The organism is Paenibacillus polymyxa (genome assembly GCF_015710975.1).
GTDB classification, from domain to species: Bacteria; Bacillota; Bacilli; order Paenibacillales; family Paenibacillaceae; genus Paenibacillus; species Paenibacillus polymyxa.
This window is the reverse complement of sequence record NZ_CP049783.1, coordinates 5,558,868-5,580,253: the sequence shown is the minus strand read 5'-3', so window position 1 is coordinate 5,580,253 and position 21,386 is coordinate 5,558,868. Positions and strand designations below refer to the sequence as shown.

Here is a 21,386-nt window from a genome sequence, read left to right as displayed (position 1 = left end):
TAGAGGTGAGATTGAGGATGTTTTTAAAGCGCATTGAGCTGGCGGGCTTCAAATCGTTTGCAGATAAAACGGAAATGGAATTTGTCCGCGGCATTACGGCAGTCGTCGGACCCAATGGGAGCGGGAAAAGTAATATTTCCGACGGAATTCGTTGGGTGCTGGGCGAACAGAGTGCCAAATCACTGCGTGGCGGCAAGATGGAGGACATTATCTTTGCAGGTAGTGACGCTCGTAAGGCTGTTAATTACGGTGAAGTATCGCTTACGCTGGATAATGAAGATCAGGCGTTGCCTCTGGATTTTGGTGAAGTGACGGTAACGCGACGTGTGCATCGGAGTGGGGATAGTGAATATTTCATTAATCGTCAATCATGCAGACTTCGAGATATTACAGAGCTGTTTATGGATACAGGGATTGGTAAAGAAGCTTATTCGATTATTGGGCAAGGACGTATTGAAGAAATTCTGAGTACCCGATCTGAGGATCGACGGGGGATTTTTGAGGAAGCCTCGGGTATTGTAAAATATAAATCACGTAAAAAAGATGCGGTTCGCAAGCTGGATGAAACAGAGCAAAATTTGCTGCGTATTCACGATTTGGTCAGTGAACTGGAGGATCAGATTGGACCTCTTAAGGAACAGTCTGAAAAGGCGATTCATTATAAAGAGCTGCGCAGTGAATTAAAATCAAAAGAGATTTCGATGTATGTCCATCAAATCGAACAAATTCACTCTTCATGGAGCGAAGCAACTTCCAAACTAGCTTTGTTGAAGCAGGAACAACTTCAATTGTCTACAGTGGTGTCCCGCCACGATGCAATGCTGGAAAACGACCGCAATGAATTACGGCAACTGGAAGAGCAAGTAGAACGTCTGCAAAAGGATCTGCTGCAATACAGTGAAGCTACGGAAAAAAGTGAAGGCTACGGTGAATTGCTCAAAGAGCGCACACGCAATTTGGAGGCCAATCGGGAACAATTGATCTTATCCCTCAGCACAAGCGAATCACGGCATTCCGAACGCAAAAGCGAACTGGATCAACTAAATGAAAAGCTGTCAGCGCTGAATGTAGAGTTGGACGAGTTGCGTGCGCGACTGTCTGACGAAGAAGCCAAACTGATTGGCGTCACAGGTGGAATCAGCCAGGAGCAAGAGGAGAGCCTTAAGGGTGGTCTGCTGGAGCTGATGAATCAGATGGCGCAGGCGCGTAACGAAATTCGTTATACCGACCAACAGAGGGAATCGTTGGAACGCCGAGTGAATCGCGTGAGTGATGAATCCGGCAAATGGGAAGCCCAGAAAACTGAGCTTGAACAGCGAAAAAAAGGATTGGAAGCAGCGATTCAGAAGCTGGGACAGGAAATTAGCAGTTTGCGCAGTGGCTATATTCAGGGAAGTGAACAATATCAGGCCTTGCAAAAACTACTGGAAGAAAACCAGGGCACAGTTCGTAAATGGGAACAAAAACGAGAGGCCAAAATTTCACGACGAGATACAATGAAAGAAATGCAGGATGACTTTGACGGCTTCATGCTCGGAGTTAAAGAGGTGTTAAAGGCTTCACGCAAGGGAACTTTGCACGGTGTGCATGGAGCGGTAGCGGAGCTGATTCGAGTACCTGAGCATTTAGAGCAGGCAATGGAAACTGCTTTGGGTGCTTCAGTTCAGCATATTGTGATGGAAAATGAATCGGTATCCAGACAGGCGATCAGTTTTCTGAAGCAACGTCAATTGGGAAGAGCGACATTCTTGCCTATGGATGTTATTCGTCCGCGTCAGATCGGTGCGGGGGAACGCCAGATTGTGGAAAGCGCAGAAGGCTTTGTCGGGATCGGTGCAGATCTTATTCAGTACGATGATCGATATGCCGGAATCGTAGGCAGTCTCTTGGGAAATGTGGTCATTGCTCGTACGTTGGAAGATGCCAATCGCATTGCGGCCCGTTGCCAATATAGATATCGTGTTGTCACGCTGGAGGGCGATGTTGTCAATGCAGGTGGTTCCATGACTGGGGGGAGCCAGTTCAAGAAAAATGCTAATCTGCTAGGCCGTAAACGTCAGCTGGATCAGTTAGATCAAGACATTCTAGATACGGAACAGCAAATTGCAAGATTGCGTCAGAGTGCAATAGATACCAAACGGCAGTTGGAGGAGACACAGACCCGTCTGGACGAACTGCGCCAGGGTGGCGATGTGAAGCGGACCGAAGAGCAGCAGATGGCAATGGAGCTCAAACAACTCGAGCATGAACTTCGTCATGTACTGGAGCAGGTAGCAGCGTCTGGTCAGGAGAAAAAGGGCTTTGACCAGGAAATCAAGGAGCTGGAAGCTTCCCGTGCAGAAGCACTGGTAAAGTTGGCTGCGCTGGAGGAAGAAGAGAAGAAAACGCATCAGGCCATTCACGCTGCCGAATTTGCGCGTAAAGCGAATGAATCAGCCAAAGAGCAGCTGCAGGGAGAGCTTACGAATCTCAAGGTAAGAGAAGGCAAGCTGGACCAAGAGCGTTTTTCATTGGAAGAGCAGATTCGTAGATTGCGTGGGGATTATGATACCCTTGGTAAGGATTCAAGACAAAACAAGACCTTGCTTGCTTCCATTGAAGCCGATTTGCTCACCAATGAGCAGGAGACCGTAAAACAGATTGAAAATCTCAATCAATACCGTTTGAAAAAGGAAGAAGCTGCAGAGCAATTGGAGTTCAAACGGGCTGCACGTAGCAGCTTATCCCAAAAACTGGAAGCTGCTGAGAATGATACAAAAGAACAGCGAATTCAGCTTAAGTCGGTGGAGGAACTGCTTCGCCAAACAGAAATTGGAGTAAACCGACTTGACGTGGAACTGGAAAATGTTTTGAAAAAATTAAGTGATGATTATGAACTCAGCTATGAGCTGGCCAAGCAGCGTTACCCTATACCGGAAGATATTGAAGGTACGCAGAGTGAGGTGGAAAGGCTCAAACGCGGGATCTCTGCGCTGGGTGAGGTTAATCTGGGTGCTATTGAGGAATACCAGCGTGTACACGAGCGTTATACGTTTCTGGATGAGCAAAAGTCTGATTTGGTAGAGGCCAAGACAACGCTCTACCAGGTTATTCGTGAAATGGATGATGAAATGTCCAAACGCTTCAAGACCACGTTCGATGCGATTCGTCGCGAATTTGGAACGGTTTTTTCCAAGCTGTTCGGAGGCGGACGTGCAGACCTTGTGTTGCTTGATCCAGAACGATTGCTGGAGACGGGTATTGACATTGTAGCTCAGCCTCCAGGCAAAAAACTTCAAAACCTGCAGTTGTTGTCAGGCGGTGAACGGGCTCTAACAGCAATGGCTTTATTATTTGCCATTTTACACGTTAAACCTGTTCCATTCTGTGTACTTGATGAAGTAGAGGCAGCATTAGACGAAGCAAATGTGGTGCGTTTTGCTCAGTATTTACGGGAATTCTCAGAGCAGACACAGTTTATCGTAGTTACACACCGTAAGGGCACCATGGAAGAATCCGATGTGCTGTACGGGGTGACAATGGAAGAAGGCGGGGTTTCTAAACTCGTATCTGTCAAGCTGGACAACGATGAAGCTGAGATTGCCTGACATCAAATAACATACTTTCAGATCAACGGAGGGAATCCATGAGTTTCTTTAGAAAATTGAAGGAAAGCATCGCAAGCAAAACGGAATCGGTCACAAAGCAGTTCAAAGATGGCTTGGAAAAGACACGTAAAGGTTTTGTTGAAAAAGTAACGGACCTTATGATTCGCCGTAAAAAAATTGATGAGGAATTTTATGAGGAACTGGAAGAAATTCTGATCGGAGCGGACGTAGGCGTCAATACGGTTATGAACCTCATTGAAGACTTGCGGGGAGAAGTGAAAAAACGCAAAATCGAGGATGCATCCGAGTTACAGCCTGTACTGTCGGAAAAGCTGTCTGAGTTGCTGCGGGGCAATGACAATAGTCAGCTCAAAATGAATCCAGACGGGATTACAGTCATTCTATTCGTAGGCGTTAATGGAGTCGGCAAAACAACGACCATTGGCAAGTTGGCTCACCGTTTTAAACAAGAGGGCAAAAAAGTATTGTTAGCCGCTGGAGATACGTTCCGAGCGGGCGCGATTGAACAGTTGGAGGTTTGGGGTCAGCGGGCAGGAGTAGAGGTTATCAAACAACAATCTGGTTCTGATCCAGCTGCGGTTATGTTTGATGCCGTACAGGCTGCCAAGCAGCGTCAAGTAGATGTTTTGTTGTGCGATACAGCAGGACGTCTTCAGAATAAAAGCAATCTGATGGAGGAATTGAACAAAATATTCCGCGTTATCCAGCGTGAAATTCCAGACGCACCTCATGAAGTTTTGTTGGTACTTGATGCGACGACTGGACAAAATGCACTTAACCAAGCCAAGCTATTTGGTGAGAAGAGCGGCGTAACCGGTCTGGTACTGACAAAATTGGATGGTACAGCAAAGGGTGGGATTGTTGTGGCCATCCGTCAGGAATTGAATTTGCCTGTTAAGCTGGTAGGCTTAGGTGAAAAAGTGAATGATCTACAACCGTTTGATTCAGAACAATTCGTTCATGCCTTGTTCGCCGGTTTGATCCAAGAAGAGGCTGTCGAAGCAACTGCTACTGGCGAGGAAGAGCAGAACTAATCCGTTTGATTAGGCTTGCTTATAAGTCTGGGACTAAGCAGTGCTCCTGTTGCTGCATAAGCCCGCCCAACTGTATAATGAAAGCAAAAGGTTTGGCGATGCCGGATAAATTCTTGTAAAAAAATATTACTCAGGAAGCCGGGTGAAAAAACGATGGCAAACACCTATACTTATTCCCGACGGGAAGAAGTAGCTAACGCGATTACACATGGTATTGGAGCCGTTTTAAGTGTGGCGGCGCTTGTGCTGCTCATTGTTTTTGCTAGCATGAAAGGAACTGCTTGGCATGTCGTAAGCTTTACAATTTACGGATTTACAATGCTGTTGCTGTATACCAATTCCACGTTGCTTCATAGCCTGCGTGAAGGAAAATTGAAGGATTTGTTCGAAATATTCGATCATTCTTGTATTTACCTGTTCATTGCAGGTAGCTACACCCCTTTTATGCTCGTTGCATTGCGAGGTACTCTGGGATGGACGCTGTTTGGAGTGATTTGGGGGATCGCTTTGTTTGGTGTACTGTTCAAGGCGTTCTTCACCAAACGCTTCCTGTTTATGTCTACTGTGTTTTACATTATAATGGGCTGGCTTATTACCATTGCCTGGAATCCCCTGATGGCCATTGTTCCCGCCGGAGGGATGACGCTACTGTTCGTAGGTGGTCTTATGTATACGCTGGGCACGATTTTTTATGTGTGGCGAGCATTTCCATATCACCATGCGATCTGGCATCTGTTTGTTTTAGCAGGCAGCATACTTCATTTTCTGGCTATTCTGCTGTATCTTACTCCGGTAAGAGTGTGAGTGAGAGGGACAAAAAAGTCGATCTGTTTTCCCGTTTAAGGGTAGCGGATCGGCTTTTTTTTATATGACAAGGGATAACGCTTGACATCTTCTTTTCTTTTATGTATGATAAGGAACGTTGAAAAGAACTGTAAAGTGTTTTTCCTTGACGATGGAGGTATACACGATGAGTCAGGAGAATCGGCTGGAAAAGACAAACCGGATTAACCGACTGTTTGACTTCTATGAACCTCTACTTACAGAGAAGCAACAGATGTTTTTAAAATATTACTTCCATGATGATTTTTCTTTAGGGGAAATTGCATCGGAATTCCAAATTAGCCGTCAGGCAGTCTATGAACATATTAAACGTGCTGAACAGGTATTAGAAATGTATGAGGAAAAGCTTGGATTGCTAAGTAAGCATGAACGTAGACTCCAAGATTTAGAGGAGCTGAATGTGACGCTATATGATGCATTCAGTAAAGTTGGTAAGCCTGATGAGGGGACATTGCAACATGTCCAACAAATTGTAAATCGCCTGCAGGAATTGTAGGATATATAAATGAAGAACTAACAACCCTGGTAGACAAGGAGGTGCGAAAGTATGGCATTTGAAGGATTATCGACTCGCTTGCAAAATGTATTCAGTAAATTGCGCGGCAAAGGAAAGGTGTCTGAGGATGATGTGGCTCAGGCAATGCGTGAAGTGCGATTGGCTTTGCTTGAAGCGGACGTTAACTTCAAGGTTGTAAAGGACTTTATTGCCAAGGTAAAGGAGAAATCCGTTGGTAAGGAAGTGATGGACAGCTTTACGCCAGGTATGGTCATTATCGACATCGTAAACAAGGAATTGACCGAGTTGATGGGTGGAAGTCAGGCCAAGCTTGCCAAAGCAAACAAACCGCCTACAGTCATCATGATGGTGGGTCTCCAGGGCGCAGGTAAGACGACGACGTCAGGTAAGCTGGCGAAGTTGCTGCAAAAGCAAAACCATCGTCCATTGCTTGTAGCTGGTGATATTTATAGACCTGCCGCGATCAAGCAGCTTCAGATTCTCGGTGAGCAGATTAATGCACCTGTATTTACATTGGGAGACCAGACAAGCCCGGTGGAAATCGCAAGACAGGGTATGCAGCATGCTAAGGATAATGGTAATGACTACGTTATTATAGATACTGCCGGTCGTCTTCATGTTGATGAAGAACTCATGGAAGAGTTGCGCCAGATCCATACTAATGTCAAACCGGATGAAGTTCTGCTGGTTGTAGATAGCATGACAGGACAGGACGCAGTTAACGTTGCGGAGCACTTTAACAATAGCCTTGAGTTAACGGGAGTTGTACTGACAAAGCTGGATGGCGACACTCGTGGTGGCGCGGCCTTGTCGGTTAAAGCTGTGACGGGATGCCCGATCAAGTTTGCTACATTGGGTGAAAAGCTGGATGCGATGGAGCCGTTTCACCCTGAGCGAATGGCTTCACGGATTTTAGGCATGGGTGACATGTTGTCCCTGATTGAAAAAGCGCAGTCCAACATCGACGCTGATAAGGCGAAGGAAATGGAACGGAAAATGCGCAATGCCGAGTTTACTTTCGAGGATTTTCTGGAGCAAATGGATCAGGTTAAGAAGCTTGGCCCGATCGACCAGATTCTCGATATGATTCCTGGTATGGGCAACATGAAGCAAATGAAAGACATCAAAGTGGATGACAAACAGATGGGCCGGATTGAGGCTATCGTTCATTCGATGACTACACAGGAAAAGCAAAACCCGGACATGATTAATCATAGCCGTCGCAAGCGGATTGCTGTAGGCAGTGGAACATCGCTGGCTGAGGTAAATCGTCTCATTAAGCAATTTGACGAAATGCGCCGTATGATGAAGCAGTTCTCAGATATGATGGGACCTAAGGGTGGCAAAAACAAGGCTCTGAAGCAGCTGAAGAGTATGGGCAAAGGTATGAAGTTTCCTTTCCGTTAAAAGGTCGATAGGCCTTTGGATTTATGGGATAGCAATATACAGTCTACTTTTTGAAGGAGGTGAATTTTCGTGGCAGTTCGTATTCGTCTGAAACGTATGGGTGCACATAAAGCTCCTTTCTATCGCGTCGTGGTATCTGATTCTCGTTCCCCGCGTGACGGTCGTTTTATCGAAGAAATCGGTTACTACAACCCTATTACAGTACCAGCGGTTGTAAAAATTGATGAAGATAAAGCGCTGAAATGGTTGCAAGATGGTGCACAAGCATCCGACACTGTTCGCAACTTGCTTAGCAAAGCGGGCGTGTTGAAAAAGTTTCATGAGCTTAAAACACAGAAATAAGGTGCTGATACGGAGGGTCAACCATGGAAGAATTAGTGATAATCATTGCTAAGGCTTTAGTCGATCATCCGGATGATGTGACCGTGAAGACCTTGGAGAAGGATCGACTTGTAGTGTATGAGCTTAGTGTACATCCTGAGGATGTGGGCAAGATCATTGGCAAGCAGGGACGTATCGCCAAGGCGCTTCGCACTGTGGTTGCATCAGCAGCCGTTAAGATGGATAAACGGGTTACCGTAGACATCATATCTTAAAGATATACGAAAGTGGGTTAGGATGTATGTCCTAACCCTTTTTCGTACATGATGAAGATGATATGGAGCGGAACCGATCACATGCAGGAGGAACACGATGCAGCAAATGTTTAATGTCGGGAAAATTGTGAATACACATGGAATTCGCGGTGAGCTAAAAATATTAACGACAACTGATTTTCTTGAGGATCGTTTTGCCAAAGGCAGCGAGCTAATGATCTTTCCAGCAGATGACAAAGCACCGATTCCCGTAACTGTAGAAACAGCGCGTTTTCAAAAAAATATGGTTATCGTGAAATTTAAGGAATATCACAACATCAATGATGTTGAAAAATATAAAGGTACTTTGTTAAAGGTCTCTGCTGAGCGGCTAGGGGAATTGGAAGAAAACGAGTTCTATTTTCATGAAGTAGTTGGTATGGAAGTAGTAACGGAAGACGGAGCTGAGCTCGGTGTGATAAAAGAAATTTTGACACCGGGAGCCAATGATGTATGGGTAGTCCAAATGCCTAAAGGTAAGGAACTGCTATTGCCGTATATAGAGGATGTTATTTTGGATGTAAACGTGCGTGAAAAACGGGTTACAGTACGGTTAATGGAAGGTCTGCTGTAATGCGGATGGATGTACTGACCCTGTTTCCAGAGATGTTTGATGGAGTTTTTAATGCAAGCATTCTGGGAAAAGCAAGGGATAAGGGGATTGTATCACTGCAAGCGGTTAATTTTCGCCAGTATGCTGGTAACAAGCATGGGCAAGTGGATGATACGCCCTATGGTGGTGGGGGCGGCATGGTTTTGAAGCCTGACCCTATTTTTGCTGCCGTGGAGGCGCTGTTGGATAAATCAGAGCAACCAGCATTTGAAACTGCCGTTGAAGGTATTCTACATGAAGATGCCGAACGTAACGCAGACATAAAAACTCCGCGTATTATTTTGATGTGTCCACAAGGAGAGACTTTTACGCAAAAAAAAGCGGAAGAGCTGGCCAAAGAGGAGCATCTTATTTTTATATGTGGACATTATGAGGGTTATGATGAGCGTATTCGAGAGCATTTGGTGACGGATGAGCTTTCGATCGGAGATTATGTATTGACTGGTGGCGAGTTGCCAGCCATGGTCGTCATCGATAGTGTGACACGGTTGTTACCAGGAGTGCTAGGTAATGAAACGAGTGCTGTAACAGATTCGTTTAGTACAGGGCTGTTGGAATACCCCCATTATACTCGGCCTGCTGAGTTTCGGGGCTGGAAAGTGCCAGATGTACTCTTATCAGGGCATCATGTCAATATTGACTCTTGGAGACGACAAGAGGCGTTACGTCGGACGATGGAACGTCGACCGGACTTGCTGGAACAGGCTGAACTGACAAGCAAGGAGCGCGCGTGGATTGAGGAGCAGCACCAATCGGACCGTTCGGGGGGCAAGTGATAAAGCACTATTAACATGAGTGGATTTGAAAGCAGGCGGTGACCTGTTTTATAATGAAGTCAATTAAATAATGTTTGGTCAAATCCCTTTTTGTTGTTGCAATGCGGTAACCTCCATGATACAATACATCTGTTGTGTGTAATACGGTGGTCCTCTGTGGATGATGAAGGAAACGGAAGAGTTTCCAGAAGAAACATGAACACCTGTACGGAAGGAGGGAGTCATAGATGAATATCGTCCAAGCGATTACTGAAGAACAACTGCGTAAAGATTTGCCTAACTTTCGTCCTGGTGACACTTTGAAAGTGCACGTGAAAGTTATCGAGGGAACTCGTGAGCGTATCCAGTTGTTTGAAGGTGTAGTAATTAAACGCCGTGGTGGTGGAATCAGTGAGACTTTTACAGTTCGTAAAATTTCTTACGGTGTAGGTGTGGAAAGAACTTTCCCGCTTCATTCCCCAAAAATCGATAAAATCGAAGTGGCTCGCCGTGGTAAAGTGCGTCGTGCGAAGCTTTATTATCTTCGTGAACTGCGCGGTAAAGCAGCGAGAATTAAAGAAATTCGTCGTTAATACAACGAATAACGAAAGGGGCTTGGTTACAAGCTCCTTTCGTTTTTTCTACGTACATAGGGAACTGTGGATTATTGACCGTAAAGAGAGGACAGTGAGCTATGGAACAAGAAGTAGGACAAGGAGCTGTACAGCAGCCAACTGATCAGGATGGTACGCCCAAGCGTAAACCAAAAAATGAGATTTTTGAGTGGCTCAAGGCCATCATTATTGCGTTAGTGCTTGTCTTTTTAATCCGCTGGCTTCTCTTTAAGCCTTTTATTGTGGATGGCCCGTCGATGCAGCCTAACTTTCATACCGGAGAACGCGTCATTGTAAATGAGATTTTGTATGATTTTCGTGCTCCTAAACCGGGTGAAGTAATTGTGTTCCATGTCCCGGAAGAAAAGAGAGACTTCATCAAGCGCGTCATCGCCGTTGCGGGTGATACGGTCAAAGTAGAAGGTGACACGATTACAGTAAATGGTAAGCCGATTCAAGAACCTTATCTCAAGACTTCTTTGGAAGAAGCACATCAAAATGGCGAGCTTTACAACAAGTTTACCAATTTTCCAAATGAGAAATTTAAGGATGGAAAAGTGCCAGAAGGGCATATTTTTGTTATGGGCGATAACCGTTCCAATAGTACAGATAGCCGGATGATTGGATACATTGATTTGAAGGAAGTCGTTGGCCGGGCTGATGTCATTTTTTGGCCGGTGAAAGATATGCAGTGGATTAACCACTAGAAATAACTAATAAGCAGCATAGCTGCCGTAACCCTAACTAGGAGCCTAAGGGTAAATGTAGGGGTTACGCTCAATGGGGTGATGACGGTGACGATTCAATGGTTTCCTGGTCACATGACCAGAGCGCGCCGCCAAATTGAAGCAAAATTAAAGCTGATTGATTTGGTTATTGAGCTGATTGATGCTCGGTTGCCGCTTTCCAGCCGAAATCCGATGATTGATGATATTTTGCAAGGCAAGCCGCGAATGATTATTTTGAACAAGGCAGATTTGGCGGACCCTGTAGTATCACAGCAATGGATTGCCTACTTTAAGGAGCAGGGGCATGTAGCCTTTCCTGTGGATGCCTCGACAGGGACGGGACTCAAAGAAATTCCGGTTCAGGCGAAGCTGTTGCTTAAGGAAAAAATAGACCGGCAGATTTCGAAGGGAATGAATCCGCGTCCTATACGTGCTTTGATTGTCGGAATTCCAAATGTCGGCAAATCGACATTGATCAACCGAATGGCAGGACGTAATATTGCAGCTACAGGCGATCGCCCAGGAGTAACGAAGGCACAACAGTGGATCAAAACCGGAGAAATTGAGTTGCTGGATACACCAGGTATTTTGTGGCCTAAATTTGAGGATCAGAACGTCGGCTATCGTCTGGCAGTTACAGGCGCGATCAAGGAAGAAATTCTAAATGTAGAGGACATTGCCTTTTTCGCGACAAAATATTTTGTCCAATATTATTGGGATACCATGGCAGAGCGTTTTGAGCTTACCGAACGTCCTGAGGATACAGAAAATCCAGATGATGTTGTGAGCGTTATGGAGGCTATCGGACGTAAACGTGGCTGTATTGTGAGTGGCGGGCGTGTAGATCTCGAAAAGGCGTCAAAAATTATTTTGCGTGAGCTGCGTGCAGGCAAGCTGGGACGATTCAGTTTAGAAGCACCATACTGATAATCCTAGTACACCCGATACAGAAGATTGCATTTTGTGGCAAGGAAGAACCTTCCTCATCTCTCCGGAGAGGAGGAAGGTTTTTTGGTATGTAAAGGTAGATAGAAAAGGGTTTTGAACGGTAGAGGTCTGTGGTAAGCTGAATTCAATCGCTAGAGCTACGGCATGAGTGAAGCTTAAACTACGTAAAGATGGGCAGGTATTGAATGTGGAAGCTAAAGAGAATGCAGTAAAGGACATGCTACACTATGAAAAAAAATGCTGGGAGCAATCTTGTGAGCGGATTGCAGGTATTGACGAGGTGGGGCGTGGATGTCTGTTTGGAGATGTTGTGGCGGCAGCAGTTATTCTGCCAGTAGGTGAGTTATTGGAGGGTGTAGACGATTCCAAAAAATTGACGGACAAGAAAAGAGAAGCCTACTACGAACTGATTATGGAGAAGGCAATCGCAGTAGGAATTGGTCATGTAGACGCGCGGATGATTGATGATATCAATATTAAACAAGCGGCTCGTTTAGCTATGAAAAAGGCTATTGAGGCTTTGCATGTGTCTCCCGATTATTTACTTGTGGATGCAGAAAAGGTAGATGTGCCTATTCCTCAGCTATCCATCATTAAGGGGGATGCGAACAGTCAGTCTATTGCAGCAGCTTCTATCATTGCCAAGGTGACCCGTGATCGGCTATGCAAAGGTGAATGGGATGCGAAATATCCGGAATATGGGATTGGTATACATAAAGGTTATGCTACCAAGTTGCATAGAGAACAAATTTTGGCGCTAGGGCCTACAGAAATGCATAGACGCAGCTTTCTGGGCAATTTGTTAACCGAGCAACCGACGTTGTTTGATCTGTAGGTACTTATTATGAATCAGGACAATACCGATATAAAATATATCTAATATTACAGGCCCTTTTGATAGGGGAAGAGCGAGGGGAGGGGCGATATGAACATCGGATCTGTATTCCGTGGATTACTTGGAGATGTGAAGGCGGGAGAGGCGAAAAAACTTGATATGCAGCCAGGCCAGGTCGTAAGAGGAGTCGTATTAAAGGTGTCTGAGGACGGCGACGAGGCAGTGTTGCAAATACAGGGTTCTCAGGTTAGGGCAAAGCTGGAGACCCCTCTTCAACCTGGACAGACTGCAACGTTTCAGGTACAGCCGGCTTCTTCCAGTGGAATGACTGTGCTTAAGCCTCTGAATGATGCTGCCAATATGCCACAGCAAACCGTAGCGCTGACAGATGTATTGGAATCGGTGGGACTGCCGGATACAGCTCAGAACAGAGAGCTTATACAGGCAATGCAAAAGAATGGTGTGCCGTTGACATCTGAAAATGCGGCTTCTTTACAAGAAGCCTTGTCGAAGCAAAGCGGAAATGTGCAATTGGGCACATTTGTACAGGCAGCGGCAGTTGCCTTTCAGCGGGGACTCCCATTAACAGCCGAAAGCATAAATGGATTGCGCCAAACGATGTTTGGGCCTCCTTTAAATGATCTGTTGTCATCGTTGGAGCAAGAACTTGAAGCGGTGTTAAAGCAGCAAGGGCAGGGAACGCCCACTGACCGTTCAGTTGGGGAAGCAACAATAAAAAGCGCTGACCGAACATCAGCTAGTCCAACAGGCACTTCTTCTGTGATGATTGCAGATGGACAGGAAGGCCAAACTCTTACATTGTCCAAGGAGCCCTCTGGCTCTGCCGCTGCAAAACAGGCAGAAACGGGACAACAAGCCACAGGTGGCAAGGAATTGTTAAAAGGGACTCAGGCAGCCAATCTTGCTGCTACAGTGAGCGAAGCGAGTGTTTTGGCTACCGATTCGGATACTCCGGCGGGATCTACTGCATATGCAGCCAACGGGACTGCCTCAAAAGAGCCGGAAGCAGTTAACGGACGAGGAGCGACAGTGGTATTGGACGCTGGTGCAAATGCGCCTGAATCGGATGCTGCTGACGCATTAAACGGCTCCCGTACTAAAGTGGAGCAACCACAGCAAGCTACTGCGGCAGGTATGCAGTTTAAGGATGCCGATGGTGCTCCATCTCCGGCCACGGCAGAGCCTGCGGGGGCGAAGTCTGCCTTAAACGTAGTCATGGCAGACCGTCCTTCTGCACAGTCAGCAGCTGGCTCTGCGCCGCCCTCCGCGGAGGGCAACGCTGCTACGCTAGAGGCTCCGATCCAGCGGCTGCGTCTCCTTCTGCAAGAGCTGCGTGCAGCAGTGCCACCCGAACTGAGCACGGCTGCGCCAGATCAGTCCAAGGGAGAGGTAGCGCAGCCAGCGGCTGGCGCTTCGCGTACGGCAGATGCTGCCGCTTCACAGCCTACGGCGACGAGCACGAAGATCAGCCCTATGGAGGATCCGTGGGTAGGCCGCGTGCTGAAGCTACTCGGTGCTGAGCACGAGCAGCAGGTACACCGCTCGACTGCACAGCTCGCGCAAGGGACGGCGGCACGTACAGAGCCGCCCGAGGGAGTGCCGCAGACGCTGCCGGGATTAGCGGCTACGGCAGACGACTCCGTGTCAGCGGCCGCAGACACCGTAAAAGGGGCACTACTCCAGCTAATGAGCAGTGACGACCTGCCGCCTGCTTTGAAAGAGGCGGCACAGCAGGTTGTACAGCACCTGACAGGCCAGCAGCTGCTGCTCAATACAGACCGAACGGCACCTTTTGCACAAGTGCATATGTTTATACCGTTTATTGGGCCGGACGGTCGTGAAACAGCTACAATCCAGATTCAGTCCCGCCGCGGCAAACGCGGAGAACTGGATGCCTCCAACTGTCGACTTTGGTTTGATTTGGACATGAAAGGGCTTGGTCCGACGTTAGTGGATGTACAGGTTGTAGATCGGATAGTAAGCCTCAAGCTTCATAATGATCAGGAATGGGCGGCTTCGCTGTTAACCAGTGGACGTGAGTCCATTCGCACCGCGCTGGAGTCGCTAGGCTACCAACTTCTAACACTGCGAACCGAGCCAATGCCCATAAGGACTGAACAGAGCAGTTCCGTCTCTTCAGAGGTACAAAGCTATGTACCTCAGCCATATAAAGGAGTCGATCTTAAAATATGAAAGAGCCCTTGGACCCTCCCTCTCCTTCCATGAAGAAGGCGGTCGCCCTAAAATATACGCCCGGTGAGAGCGAAGCGCCGATTGTTGTTGCCAAGGGAAGCGGCCGCATTGCGGACAGTATTTTAGAAAAAGCCAAAGAGCATGGTGTGCCTGTTCAGGAGGATGCTGCGCTGGTTGAAGTACTGTCCAAACTTGATTTGGACGAGCAAATCCCAGCTGAACTCTATCAGTTGGTAGCAGAGGTGCTAACCTATATTTATCAAATGGATCGGCTTGCTCCAAGAGATGACTGGTGATGGGGTATGACATGAAGACGAGAGGTAAGGATCAACGGAAAGCCAAAGGAGCAATGGGAGAAGAGGCTGCAGCTTTGTTTTTAGAAACCCTGGGTTATCGTATCCTAGACCGCAATTGGCGATGCCGCAGCGGGGAAATAGATCTGATTGCCAGGCAGGAGCATATACTCGTGTTTATTGAAGTACGTAGCCGAAGTAGCTCCAAATATGGAACACCAGCAGAATCAGTTACTCCGCGTAAAATCACCCAGGTTCGTCAAACAGCCGCAGTATACTTGCATATGAACGGAATTGGAGATGCTCCAATTCGTTTTGATATGATTTCTGTACGATTATCTGATGAAACGGCTGTGGTTACGGACCATTTTATAGATGCATTTTAAAAGAGTAAGAACTTACGAAGGTTGGAGCGCAGGACTGAATTCATATGTACAGGTTGACAGAAAGGAAAGCTGCAGGTATATTTTATTGAGAATAGTTATCATTTTCATTCTATAATGAATATCTAGTCGTTGTACCTGTGAAGGAGGATTTACGTGACAAAGCATACCTTTAGTGAACATGTCATAGATGTAATTCAGGAACGCCGGACGATTAAACGATTCAAATCTGACTCTATCCCGGTAGATACGATTAAAGAACTACTGGACGTCGCGGTATGGGCTCCTAATCATAAAATGCGTGAACCGTGGCGCTTTCTGTTGTTTGCTGGTGAGGGACGGAGAAAGCTTGCAGAGGCAATTGCCGCCGATATCGGTAAGGATAACAAGTTTGAAAGTGGGATTTTACACAACCCGATTCAGCTTTTAGTAGTGATGGAAGAAGACCCGCGTCAAGCAGTTTGGGATGAAGATTTTGCAGCGGTCAGCGCGCTTGTACAGAACTTTATGCTTGCTGCATGGAGCAAAGGAATCGGAACGTTTTGGGTAACAAAACCATTTTTGTATTCGCCTAAATTCCGTAAATGCTTGGGAATTCAACCAGGTGAGAAGGTAATTGGAATGATATATGCAGGCTATCCTGATGTTATCCCGGAATCAAGATCCCGTACTCCAGTAGCCGATAAGTTAACCTTGATTGACAAATAATCTGTCGTCAGATAAGCTTAGTTGAGGATCTGAAATTAGGGTTGAGAGCTAAATTTAGAACATTATATTTTTTTGCAATGAATGAAAATTTGGAAGCACCTTTTTTCATATAGGCAATGATTCCCGAGAGGAACATTTCAATATGAGGAAGAGGTGCTTTTTGATATGTATGGAAAATTACATGGAGCGTGTCTATATGGGATAGATGGCGTTCTGATCGAAGTTGAGACTGATTTGTCCAATGGCTTGCCTCAAACCGCGATTATCGGATTGCCGGATTCAGCGATTCGAGAGGCAGTAGAGCGTGTGAGAGCAGCAATCAAAAACTGCGGATTCAAATATCCATCCCAGCGTGTCACGATTAACTTAGCTCCTGCTGATTTGCGTAAGGAAGGTTCATCTTTTGATCTTGCCATCGCTTTAGGCTTGCTGACAACCAGTGAGCAGGTGTTTTACCGGTGGGGGAACGAACGCTGTTTATTGGCGAGCTGGCGCTGGATGGCAGCATGCGTCCTGTGATGGGGTGTTGTCCATGGTTGATCTGGCCAAGTGAGAGGGATTCGATTCCGTGCTGCTTCCTCAAGAAAACGCAAGCGAGGCACGTCTAATTACGGATATACGTATTTACGCTATACGTCATACGCCATCTAGTGCATCTTATTCCGGTTAATGATCATGCACAAGGCACTCCGGACGGCCACGTGATGGAGTTCCTTGATCTTCATTTGTAGCGTGGCAATCCGCTTGAGCAGCTCTCCGTCGTTTTTCGTTCGCTCACTTCAATCAAGTTTACGAGCATAGCCCTGACATCGCGGTTTTTTTTTATTGCCTACTGATAAAGATGGTCATCTTTTCCAATCTGTTTGTCTGTTTCGATTCTATAAAAACTAGCATATTCTATATTATTACAAAAGAAGGGAAGTTGATTCGAATGGGAAAAGTAAATTCTTCTAGAAAAATTCTGAAACCTACGCGTCGCCTAAGAACTAAAGCAGGTACCGCATTCATTTTTAGTATCAACAATGTAGGTCCGAATTTGTTCCAAAGTCGCTTGAACCTGGCTGGGTTTGTTAATTCCTCAAGTAGGGTACTTGTCTCGATCACGGAAATTGGTATTTTTGGCGGTCAAGTTAAGCCGTTTCAAGGAGCTGCTACCATGACGATCCATAACGTCGTTCCGCATGACGACGGTATAGTAATTGTACGTGGGAATACTGGCTGGGGTAGTCCCCTCAATATACGACTTTCAGTCGTGGTTTTCTAATCGTTAGACCTGCTGAACGCACTTCTCACGGGTGAAAACTGAAAACTCCCGCCACTACGTGGAAATAAAATGTCGAATTCGCGGCAGCGCACAGAGCAAAAAGTCCTGACCTCTCAGGTTTTTTTGTTCCTTCAATTTCTCATCAGACTTATCTATCGGAGAACGCAGTTATCCATGATGATCCATCCTTTAGTTAGGGTAAAGAAAATCAATAAAGAATGGAAATCGCACTCTCGCGTACGGCAATAGGAAACGCTCGTCAAGCCTTCGGCTTCTCCTCTTCGCGCCGACCGAAAGGGAGACGGCTTACTTGTCTTCTTTTTAGAGTTACATCATCGTGGAAAGTAAACTCGACAATACATCATTCCTGATAAATTTTAAATTAATAGTATTTATGAAATTATAAGAAAATCACAAATGTGTTTAATAGAGCCTAAAAGAAAAAAGCGATCTCCCACCGAAAGGAAAACCGCTTAGTATCGTCAAACCCTTGATATTACTTGGTTTTTCAATGCGTGAAAATGTATCATAATATCCTTCTTATGGGACGGCCGGGTGCTAGAAAAACGATGCTCATCCGCAGGTCGCCCTTAAATATACGCCCGGTGAGAGCGAAGCGCCGATTGTCGTTGCCAAGGGGAGCGGTCGCATTGCGGATAGCATTTTAGAAAAAGCCAAAGAACATGGTTCCTGTTCAGGAGGATGCTGCGCTGGTTGAAGTGCTGTCCAAACTTGATTTGGACGAACCCCGGAATCAAGACCACGTACTCCAGCAGCCGATAAGCTAACCTTGATTGACAAATAATCTGTCGTCAGATAAGCTTAGTTGAGGGTTTGAAATTAGGATTGAGAGCTAAATTTAAAACATTATATTTGCAATGAATGAAAATTTGGAAGCACCTTTTTTCATATAGGCAATGATTCCCGAGAGGGACATTTCAATATGAGGAGAGGTGCTTTTTTGATATGTATGGAAAATTACATGGAGCGTGTCTATATGGGATAGATGGCGTTCTGATCGAAGTTGAGACTGATTTGTCCAATGGCTTGCCTCAAACTGCGATAATCGGATTGCCGGATTCAGCCATTCGAGAGGCAGTAGAGCGTGTGAGAGCAGCAATCAAAAACTGCGGATTCAAATATCCATCCCAGCGTATCACGATTAACTTAGCTCCTGCTGATTTGCGTAAGGAAGGCTCATCTTTTGATCTTGCCATCGCTTTAGGCTTGCTGACAACCAGTGAACAGATTGTTTTGCCAGTGGGGGAACGAACGCTGTTTATTGGCGAACTGGCGCTGGATGGCAGCATTCGTTCTGTAAATGGGGTGTTGTCCATGGTTGATCTGGCCAAGCGAGAGGGATTCGATTCCGTGCTGCTTCCTCAGGAAAACGCAAGCGAGGCACGTCTAATTACGGATATACGTATTTACGCTATACACCATCTGGCGGATCTTATCCCAGTTAATGATCATGCACAAGGCATCCCAGACGGCCAAGTGACCGATCAAAATTGTACTGCCAGTAAGCAAGTTATAATCCATTCCTATGACCATTTACCTCAAGCAGAGCATATACCGTTGTGCGAGCAAGAAGAACTAGCCAGTAATATGGAGGATTACAGCGATGTGCTGGGTCAGCTACACGCCAAACGTGCATTAGTTATCGCTGCAGCAGGAATGCACAATATTCTTCTTATGGGACCACCGGGTGCTGGAAAAACGATGCTCATCCGCAGGTTGCCCTCTATCCTACCGCCTTTGACTGAAAAGGAGTCGCTAGAAGTGACCAAGGTATACAGCGCAGCAGGAAAATGGAAGGAGTCCTCGCCTCATCTCATGCATGTTCGTCCCTTCCGTGCGCCTCATCATACAATCTCTGCTGCTGGATTGGTGGGCGGAGGAGGCATACCCAAACCAGGAGAAATCAGTCTTGCACACCGAGGGATTTTATTTCTAGATGAGTTGCCAGAGTTTAGCCGCCATGTGCTAGAAGTGCTGCGGCAGCCCCTGGAAGACCACCATGTGACAATCAGTCGTTCACGTGCTGTATTTAAGTATCCGGCGCATTTTTTACTTGCAGCTTCTTTGAATCCGTGTCACTGTGGCTTTTTCGGCAATAACACGGAACATCAGCGCTGTACCTGTTCACCTACAGCAGTAGCTCGATACCGTTCACGTATTTCCGGTCCATTGCTGGATCGAATTGATCTTCAGCTTGAGGTATCACAACCAAAGGACTGGCGGGAGGAAAAAGAATCCCTGTCGTCTGCTGACATGAGAAAGCAGGTGTTGGTTGCTCGAGCAATACAAATCCGCAGATACAGTAAGCTTCCTTTTTCATGGAATAGTGAGCTGTCCGGTCAGATGCTGCGTAAATATGCAGTATTAGATCAAAATGCAGCGGAGCTGCTTAATCAGACGATGGATGCACTTGGTTTAAGCATGCGTGCGTATGATCGAATTCTCAAGCTGTCCCGCACCATTGCAGACTTACATGAGTCAGAGAAAATTACGACTTCACATGTGGCTGAAGCTATTCAATACCGCCATATGGATAAAGCAAGCGCCAATTTATCCGAAATGTAAAAAGGCGATAAAATTAGCAGATACAGTACGATCATTTTTACGGAAAAGTTTTCCAAAGGATATGTGTACGAGAGAAAACGGAAAAAAGGACAAAAAAAGCTCCAGGCAAAAAGACCTGGAGAAGAAAAAAAGATTATGACAATAGTGATTATACTATGAGTATATCAATTTCGTATATACGATTATGCATCATCTCCCATGTTACTTGATGGAAAAACAACAAGCCCCTTGACCAATACGGTTGAGGGCTTGTTGTGAATTTCATTCTAACTCTAAGTTACAAAACGTTCAGTTTCACTTCAATATTACCGCGGGTAGCGCGGGAGTATGGGCATTGTTCATGTGCGCCTTCCACCAGTTTTACCGCAGTTTCATGATCTACGCCTTTGACCAGAACGTCGAGGTTTACTCCGATTCCGAAGCCGCCGTCTTCGACTTTGCCAAAATGGACCGTAGCTGTGACTTCGGTACCTTCATGTTTAACACGCTGCATGCGAGCCACCATATTTAAAGCACTGTCAAAGCAAGCAGAATAGCCTGCGGCGAACAGCTGCTCTGGATTTGTACCTGCGCCACCAGCGCCACCCATTTCTTTTGGAGTATCAATATCTAAACGAAGTTCAGGGGAAGAAGACTCGATATAACCGTTACGCCCACCAACTGCTTTTACTGTTGTTTCATACATTTTTTGTTGAATGGTCATCATAATCCAATCACTGCCTCTCGCTCAATTTATATTTTACACAATTTAATTTATCAAAATAATTATTGTTTGTAAAGTATTTTAGGCAATTAGAATGTATTTTGTTATATAATGTGCTAAAATAATGACGAAAGCAGGTGACTAGACAGCATGGAAAACAATTTTAATAAAGATGCAGCGTTGAAACTTGATAATCAGTTATGCTTTGCCATATATGCATGCTCCAGAGAGATTACAAAGCTGTACCAGCCTTATCTGGAAAAGCTTGGTGTAACGTACTCGCAATATTTGGTGCTCATCGTGCTTTGGGAGCGTGAAGAGTGTACAGTGAAGGAATTGGGTGAGGCGTTATATTTGGATTCTGGCACACTAACACCACTATTAAAGAGGTTACAGAATGCCGGGTTGATCGATCGAAAGCGTTCCACTCAAGATGAGCGTAAGGTGCTGATTTCTTTGACGACAGAGGGAAGAGCGTTGCGGGATAAAGCCCTGTCTGTACCAGGATGTATACAGGAAAAAACAAGTATGACTCATGATCAATTTGGGTCGCTTCTGCTTCAGTTTAATGATCTGCTTGATCGTGTTCATCAAGCGAATGTACAAATTGAAAAATCATAACAGGTACTTTCAGTTGCTCTTGCGAATTCTTACGACATGAGTTGTTCTAAACTGAAAGAAAAATGCCCTTGAATTCT

Annotated in this window: 20 protein-coding genes and 2 pseudogenes; 21 read left to right on the top strand and 1 reads right to left on the bottom strand. The window is 45.9% G+C overall.

What is annotated here, in order from left to right:
• Window positions 1-17 precede the first annotated feature (17 nt).
• The 20 genes and pseudogenes from smc (at window position 18) to G7035_RS25205 (ending at window position 19,985) form a co-directional block, all read left to right on the top strand.
• Window positions 18-3,587 (top strand): chromosome segregation protein SMC, encoded by a 3,570-nt coding sequence (smc, locus tag G7035_RS25300; protein ID WP_019686978.1) that lies wholly within the window; start codon window positions 18-20, stop codon window positions 3,585-3,587.
• 38 nt (window positions 3,588-3,625) lie between these two features.
• Window positions 3,626-4,642, top strand: coding sequence for a signal recognition particle-docking protein FtsY (gene ftsY, locus G7035_RS25295; protein ID WP_016819275.1), 1,017 nt, complete (start codon window positions 3,626-3,628; stop codon window positions 4,640-4,642).
• A 153-nt stretch (window positions 4,643-4,795) separates the two neighbouring features.
• On the top strand, window positions 4,796-5,446 hold the full coding sequence (trhA, locus tag G7035_RS25290; protein ID WP_017427910.1) for a PAQR family membrane homeostasis protein TrhA: 651 nt from the start codon (window positions 4,796-4,798) through the stop codon (window positions 5,444-5,446).
• 166 nt (window positions 5,447-5,612) lie between these two features.
• Window positions 5,613-5,981 (top strand): YlxM family DNA-binding protein, encoded by a 369-nt coding sequence (gene ylxM / locus G7035_RS25285; RefSeq protein ID WP_017427911.1) that lies wholly within the window; start codon window positions 5,613-5,615, stop codon window positions 5,979-5,981.
• A gap of 51 nt (window positions 5,982-6,032) precedes the next feature.
• Window positions 6,033-7,409, top strand: coding sequence for a signal recognition particle protein (gene ffh, locus G7035_RS25280; RefSeq protein WP_016819278.1), 1,377 nt, complete (start codon window positions 6,033-6,035; stop codon window positions 7,407-7,409).
• 69 nt (window positions 7,410-7,478) lie between these two features.
• Window positions 7,479-7,751, top strand: a complete 273-nt coding sequence (rpsP, locus tag G7035_RS25275) for a 30S ribosomal protein S16 (protein WP_013370647.1) — start codon at window positions 7,479-7,481, stop codon at window positions 7,749-7,751.
• A gap of 23 nt (window positions 7,752-7,774) precedes the next feature.
• Window positions 7,775-8,005: a KH domain-containing protein gene (locus G7035_RS25270; RefSeq protein ID WP_013370648.1), complete on the top strand. Its 231-nt coding sequence runs from the start codon at window positions 7,775-7,777 to the stop codon at window positions 8,003-8,005.
• A gap of 97 nt (window positions 8,006-8,102) precedes the next feature.
• Complete coding sequence (rimM, locus tag G7035_RS25265) at window positions 8,103-8,618, top strand: ribosome maturation factor RimM (RefSeq protein WP_019686979.1); 516 nt, start codon at window positions 8,103-8,105, stop codon at window positions 8,616-8,618.
• Entirely contained in the window at window positions 8,618-9,433 is an 816-nt protein-coding gene (gene trmD / locus G7035_RS25260; protein WP_019686980.1) for a tRNA (guanosine(37)-N1)-methyltransferase TrmD, read from the top strand. Before rimM ends, trmD begins: the two co-directional genes overlap by 1 nt.
• Window positions 9,434-9,660: 227 nt before the next feature.
• Window positions 9,661-10,005: a 50S ribosomal protein L19 gene (gene rplS / locus G7035_RS25255; RefSeq protein ID WP_007429998.1), complete on the top strand. Its 345-nt coding sequence runs from the start codon at window positions 9,661-9,663 to the stop codon at window positions 10,003-10,005.
• A gap of 101 nt (window positions 10,006-10,106) precedes the next feature.
• The gene (lepB, locus tag G7035_RS25250; protein ID WP_016819281.1) at window positions 10,107-10,733 is read left to right on the top strand and encodes a signal peptidase I; all 627 of its coding nucleotides are present in this window, start codon (window positions 10,107-10,109) and stop codon (window positions 10,731-10,733) included.
• Between the two features lie 87 nt (window positions 10,734-10,820).
• Window positions 10,821-11,681: a ribosome biogenesis GTPase YlqF gene (gene ylqF, locus G7035_RS25245; protein ID WP_026065473.1), complete on the top strand. Its 861-nt coding sequence runs from the start codon at window positions 10,821-10,823 to the stop codon at window positions 11,679-11,681.
• Between the two features lie 169 nt (window positions 11,682-11,850).
• Window positions 11,851-12,537 carry a ribonuclease HII gene (locus tag G7035_RS25240; RefSeq protein ID WP_019686981.1) on the top strand — a complete coding sequence of 229 codons (687 nt, stop codon included), beginning with the start codon at window positions 11,851-11,853 and terminating at the stop codon, window positions 12,535-12,537.
• A gap of 90 nt (window positions 12,538-12,627) precedes the next feature.
• Entirely contained in the window at window positions 12,628-14,751 is a 2,124-nt protein-coding gene (locus tag G7035_RS25235; RefSeq protein ID WP_019686982.1) for a DNA ligase 1, read from the top strand.
• The gene (locus G7035_RS25230) at window positions 14,748-15,047 is read left to right on the top strand and encodes an EscU/YscU/HrcU family type III secretion system export apparatus switch protein (protein ID WP_017427916.1); all 300 of its coding nucleotides are present in this window, start codon (window positions 14,748-14,750) and stop codon (window positions 15,045-15,047) included. Before G7035_RS25235 ends, G7035_RS25230 begins: the two co-directional genes overlap by 4 nt.
• Window positions 15,047-15,430: a YraN family protein gene (locus G7035_RS25225; RefSeq protein WP_017427917.1), complete on the top strand. Its 384-nt coding sequence runs from the start codon at window positions 15,047-15,049 to the stop codon at window positions 15,428-15,430. The genes G7035_RS25230 and G7035_RS25225 overlap by 1 nt, the downstream gene beginning before the upstream one ends.
• Before the next feature lie 153 nt (window positions 15,431-15,583).
• Window positions 15,584-16,135, top strand: coding sequence for a nitroreductase family protein (locus G7035_RS25220; RefSeq protein ID WP_017427918.1), 552 nt, complete (start codon window positions 15,584-15,586; stop codon window positions 16,133-16,135).
• Window positions 16,136-16,300: 165 nt separating this feature from the next.
• A pseudogene (locus G7035_RS25215) lies at window positions 16,301-16,839 on the top strand (magnesium chelatase domain-containing protein); the annotation flags it as partial.
• A 1,143-nt stretch (window positions 16,840-17,982) separates the two neighbouring features.
• A pseudogene (locus tag G7035_RS25210) lies at window positions 17,983-18,145 on the top strand (EscU/YscU/HrcU family type III secretion system export apparatus switch protein); the annotation flags it as partial.
• Between the two features lie 220 nt (window positions 18,146-18,365).
• Window positions 18,366-19,985: a YifB family Mg chelatase-like AAA ATPase gene (locus G7035_RS25205; RefSeq protein ID WP_019686984.1), complete on the top strand. Its 1,620-nt coding sequence runs from the start codon at window positions 18,366-18,368 to the stop codon at window positions 19,983-19,985.
• A 277-nt stretch (window positions 19,986-20,262) separates the two neighbouring features.
• Here the strand turns inward: G7035_RS25205 and G7035_RS25200 are convergent, their stop codons facing one another.
• Window positions 20,263-20,691: an organic hydroperoxide resistance protein gene (locus tag G7035_RS25200; protein WP_013309874.1), complete on the bottom strand. Its 429-nt coding sequence runs from the start codon at window positions 20,689-20,691 to the stop codon at window positions 20,263-20,265.
• 147 nt (window positions 20,692-20,838) lie between these two features.
• On the opposite strand from G7035_RS25200, the gene G7035_RS25195 reads away from it, so the two are divergent.
• Entirely contained in the window at window positions 20,839-21,309 is a 471-nt protein-coding gene (locus G7035_RS25195; RefSeq protein ID WP_016820941.1) for a MarR family winged helix-turn-helix transcriptional regulator, read from the top strand.
• The last annotated feature ends 77 nt before the right edge of the window (window positions 21,310-21,386 follow it).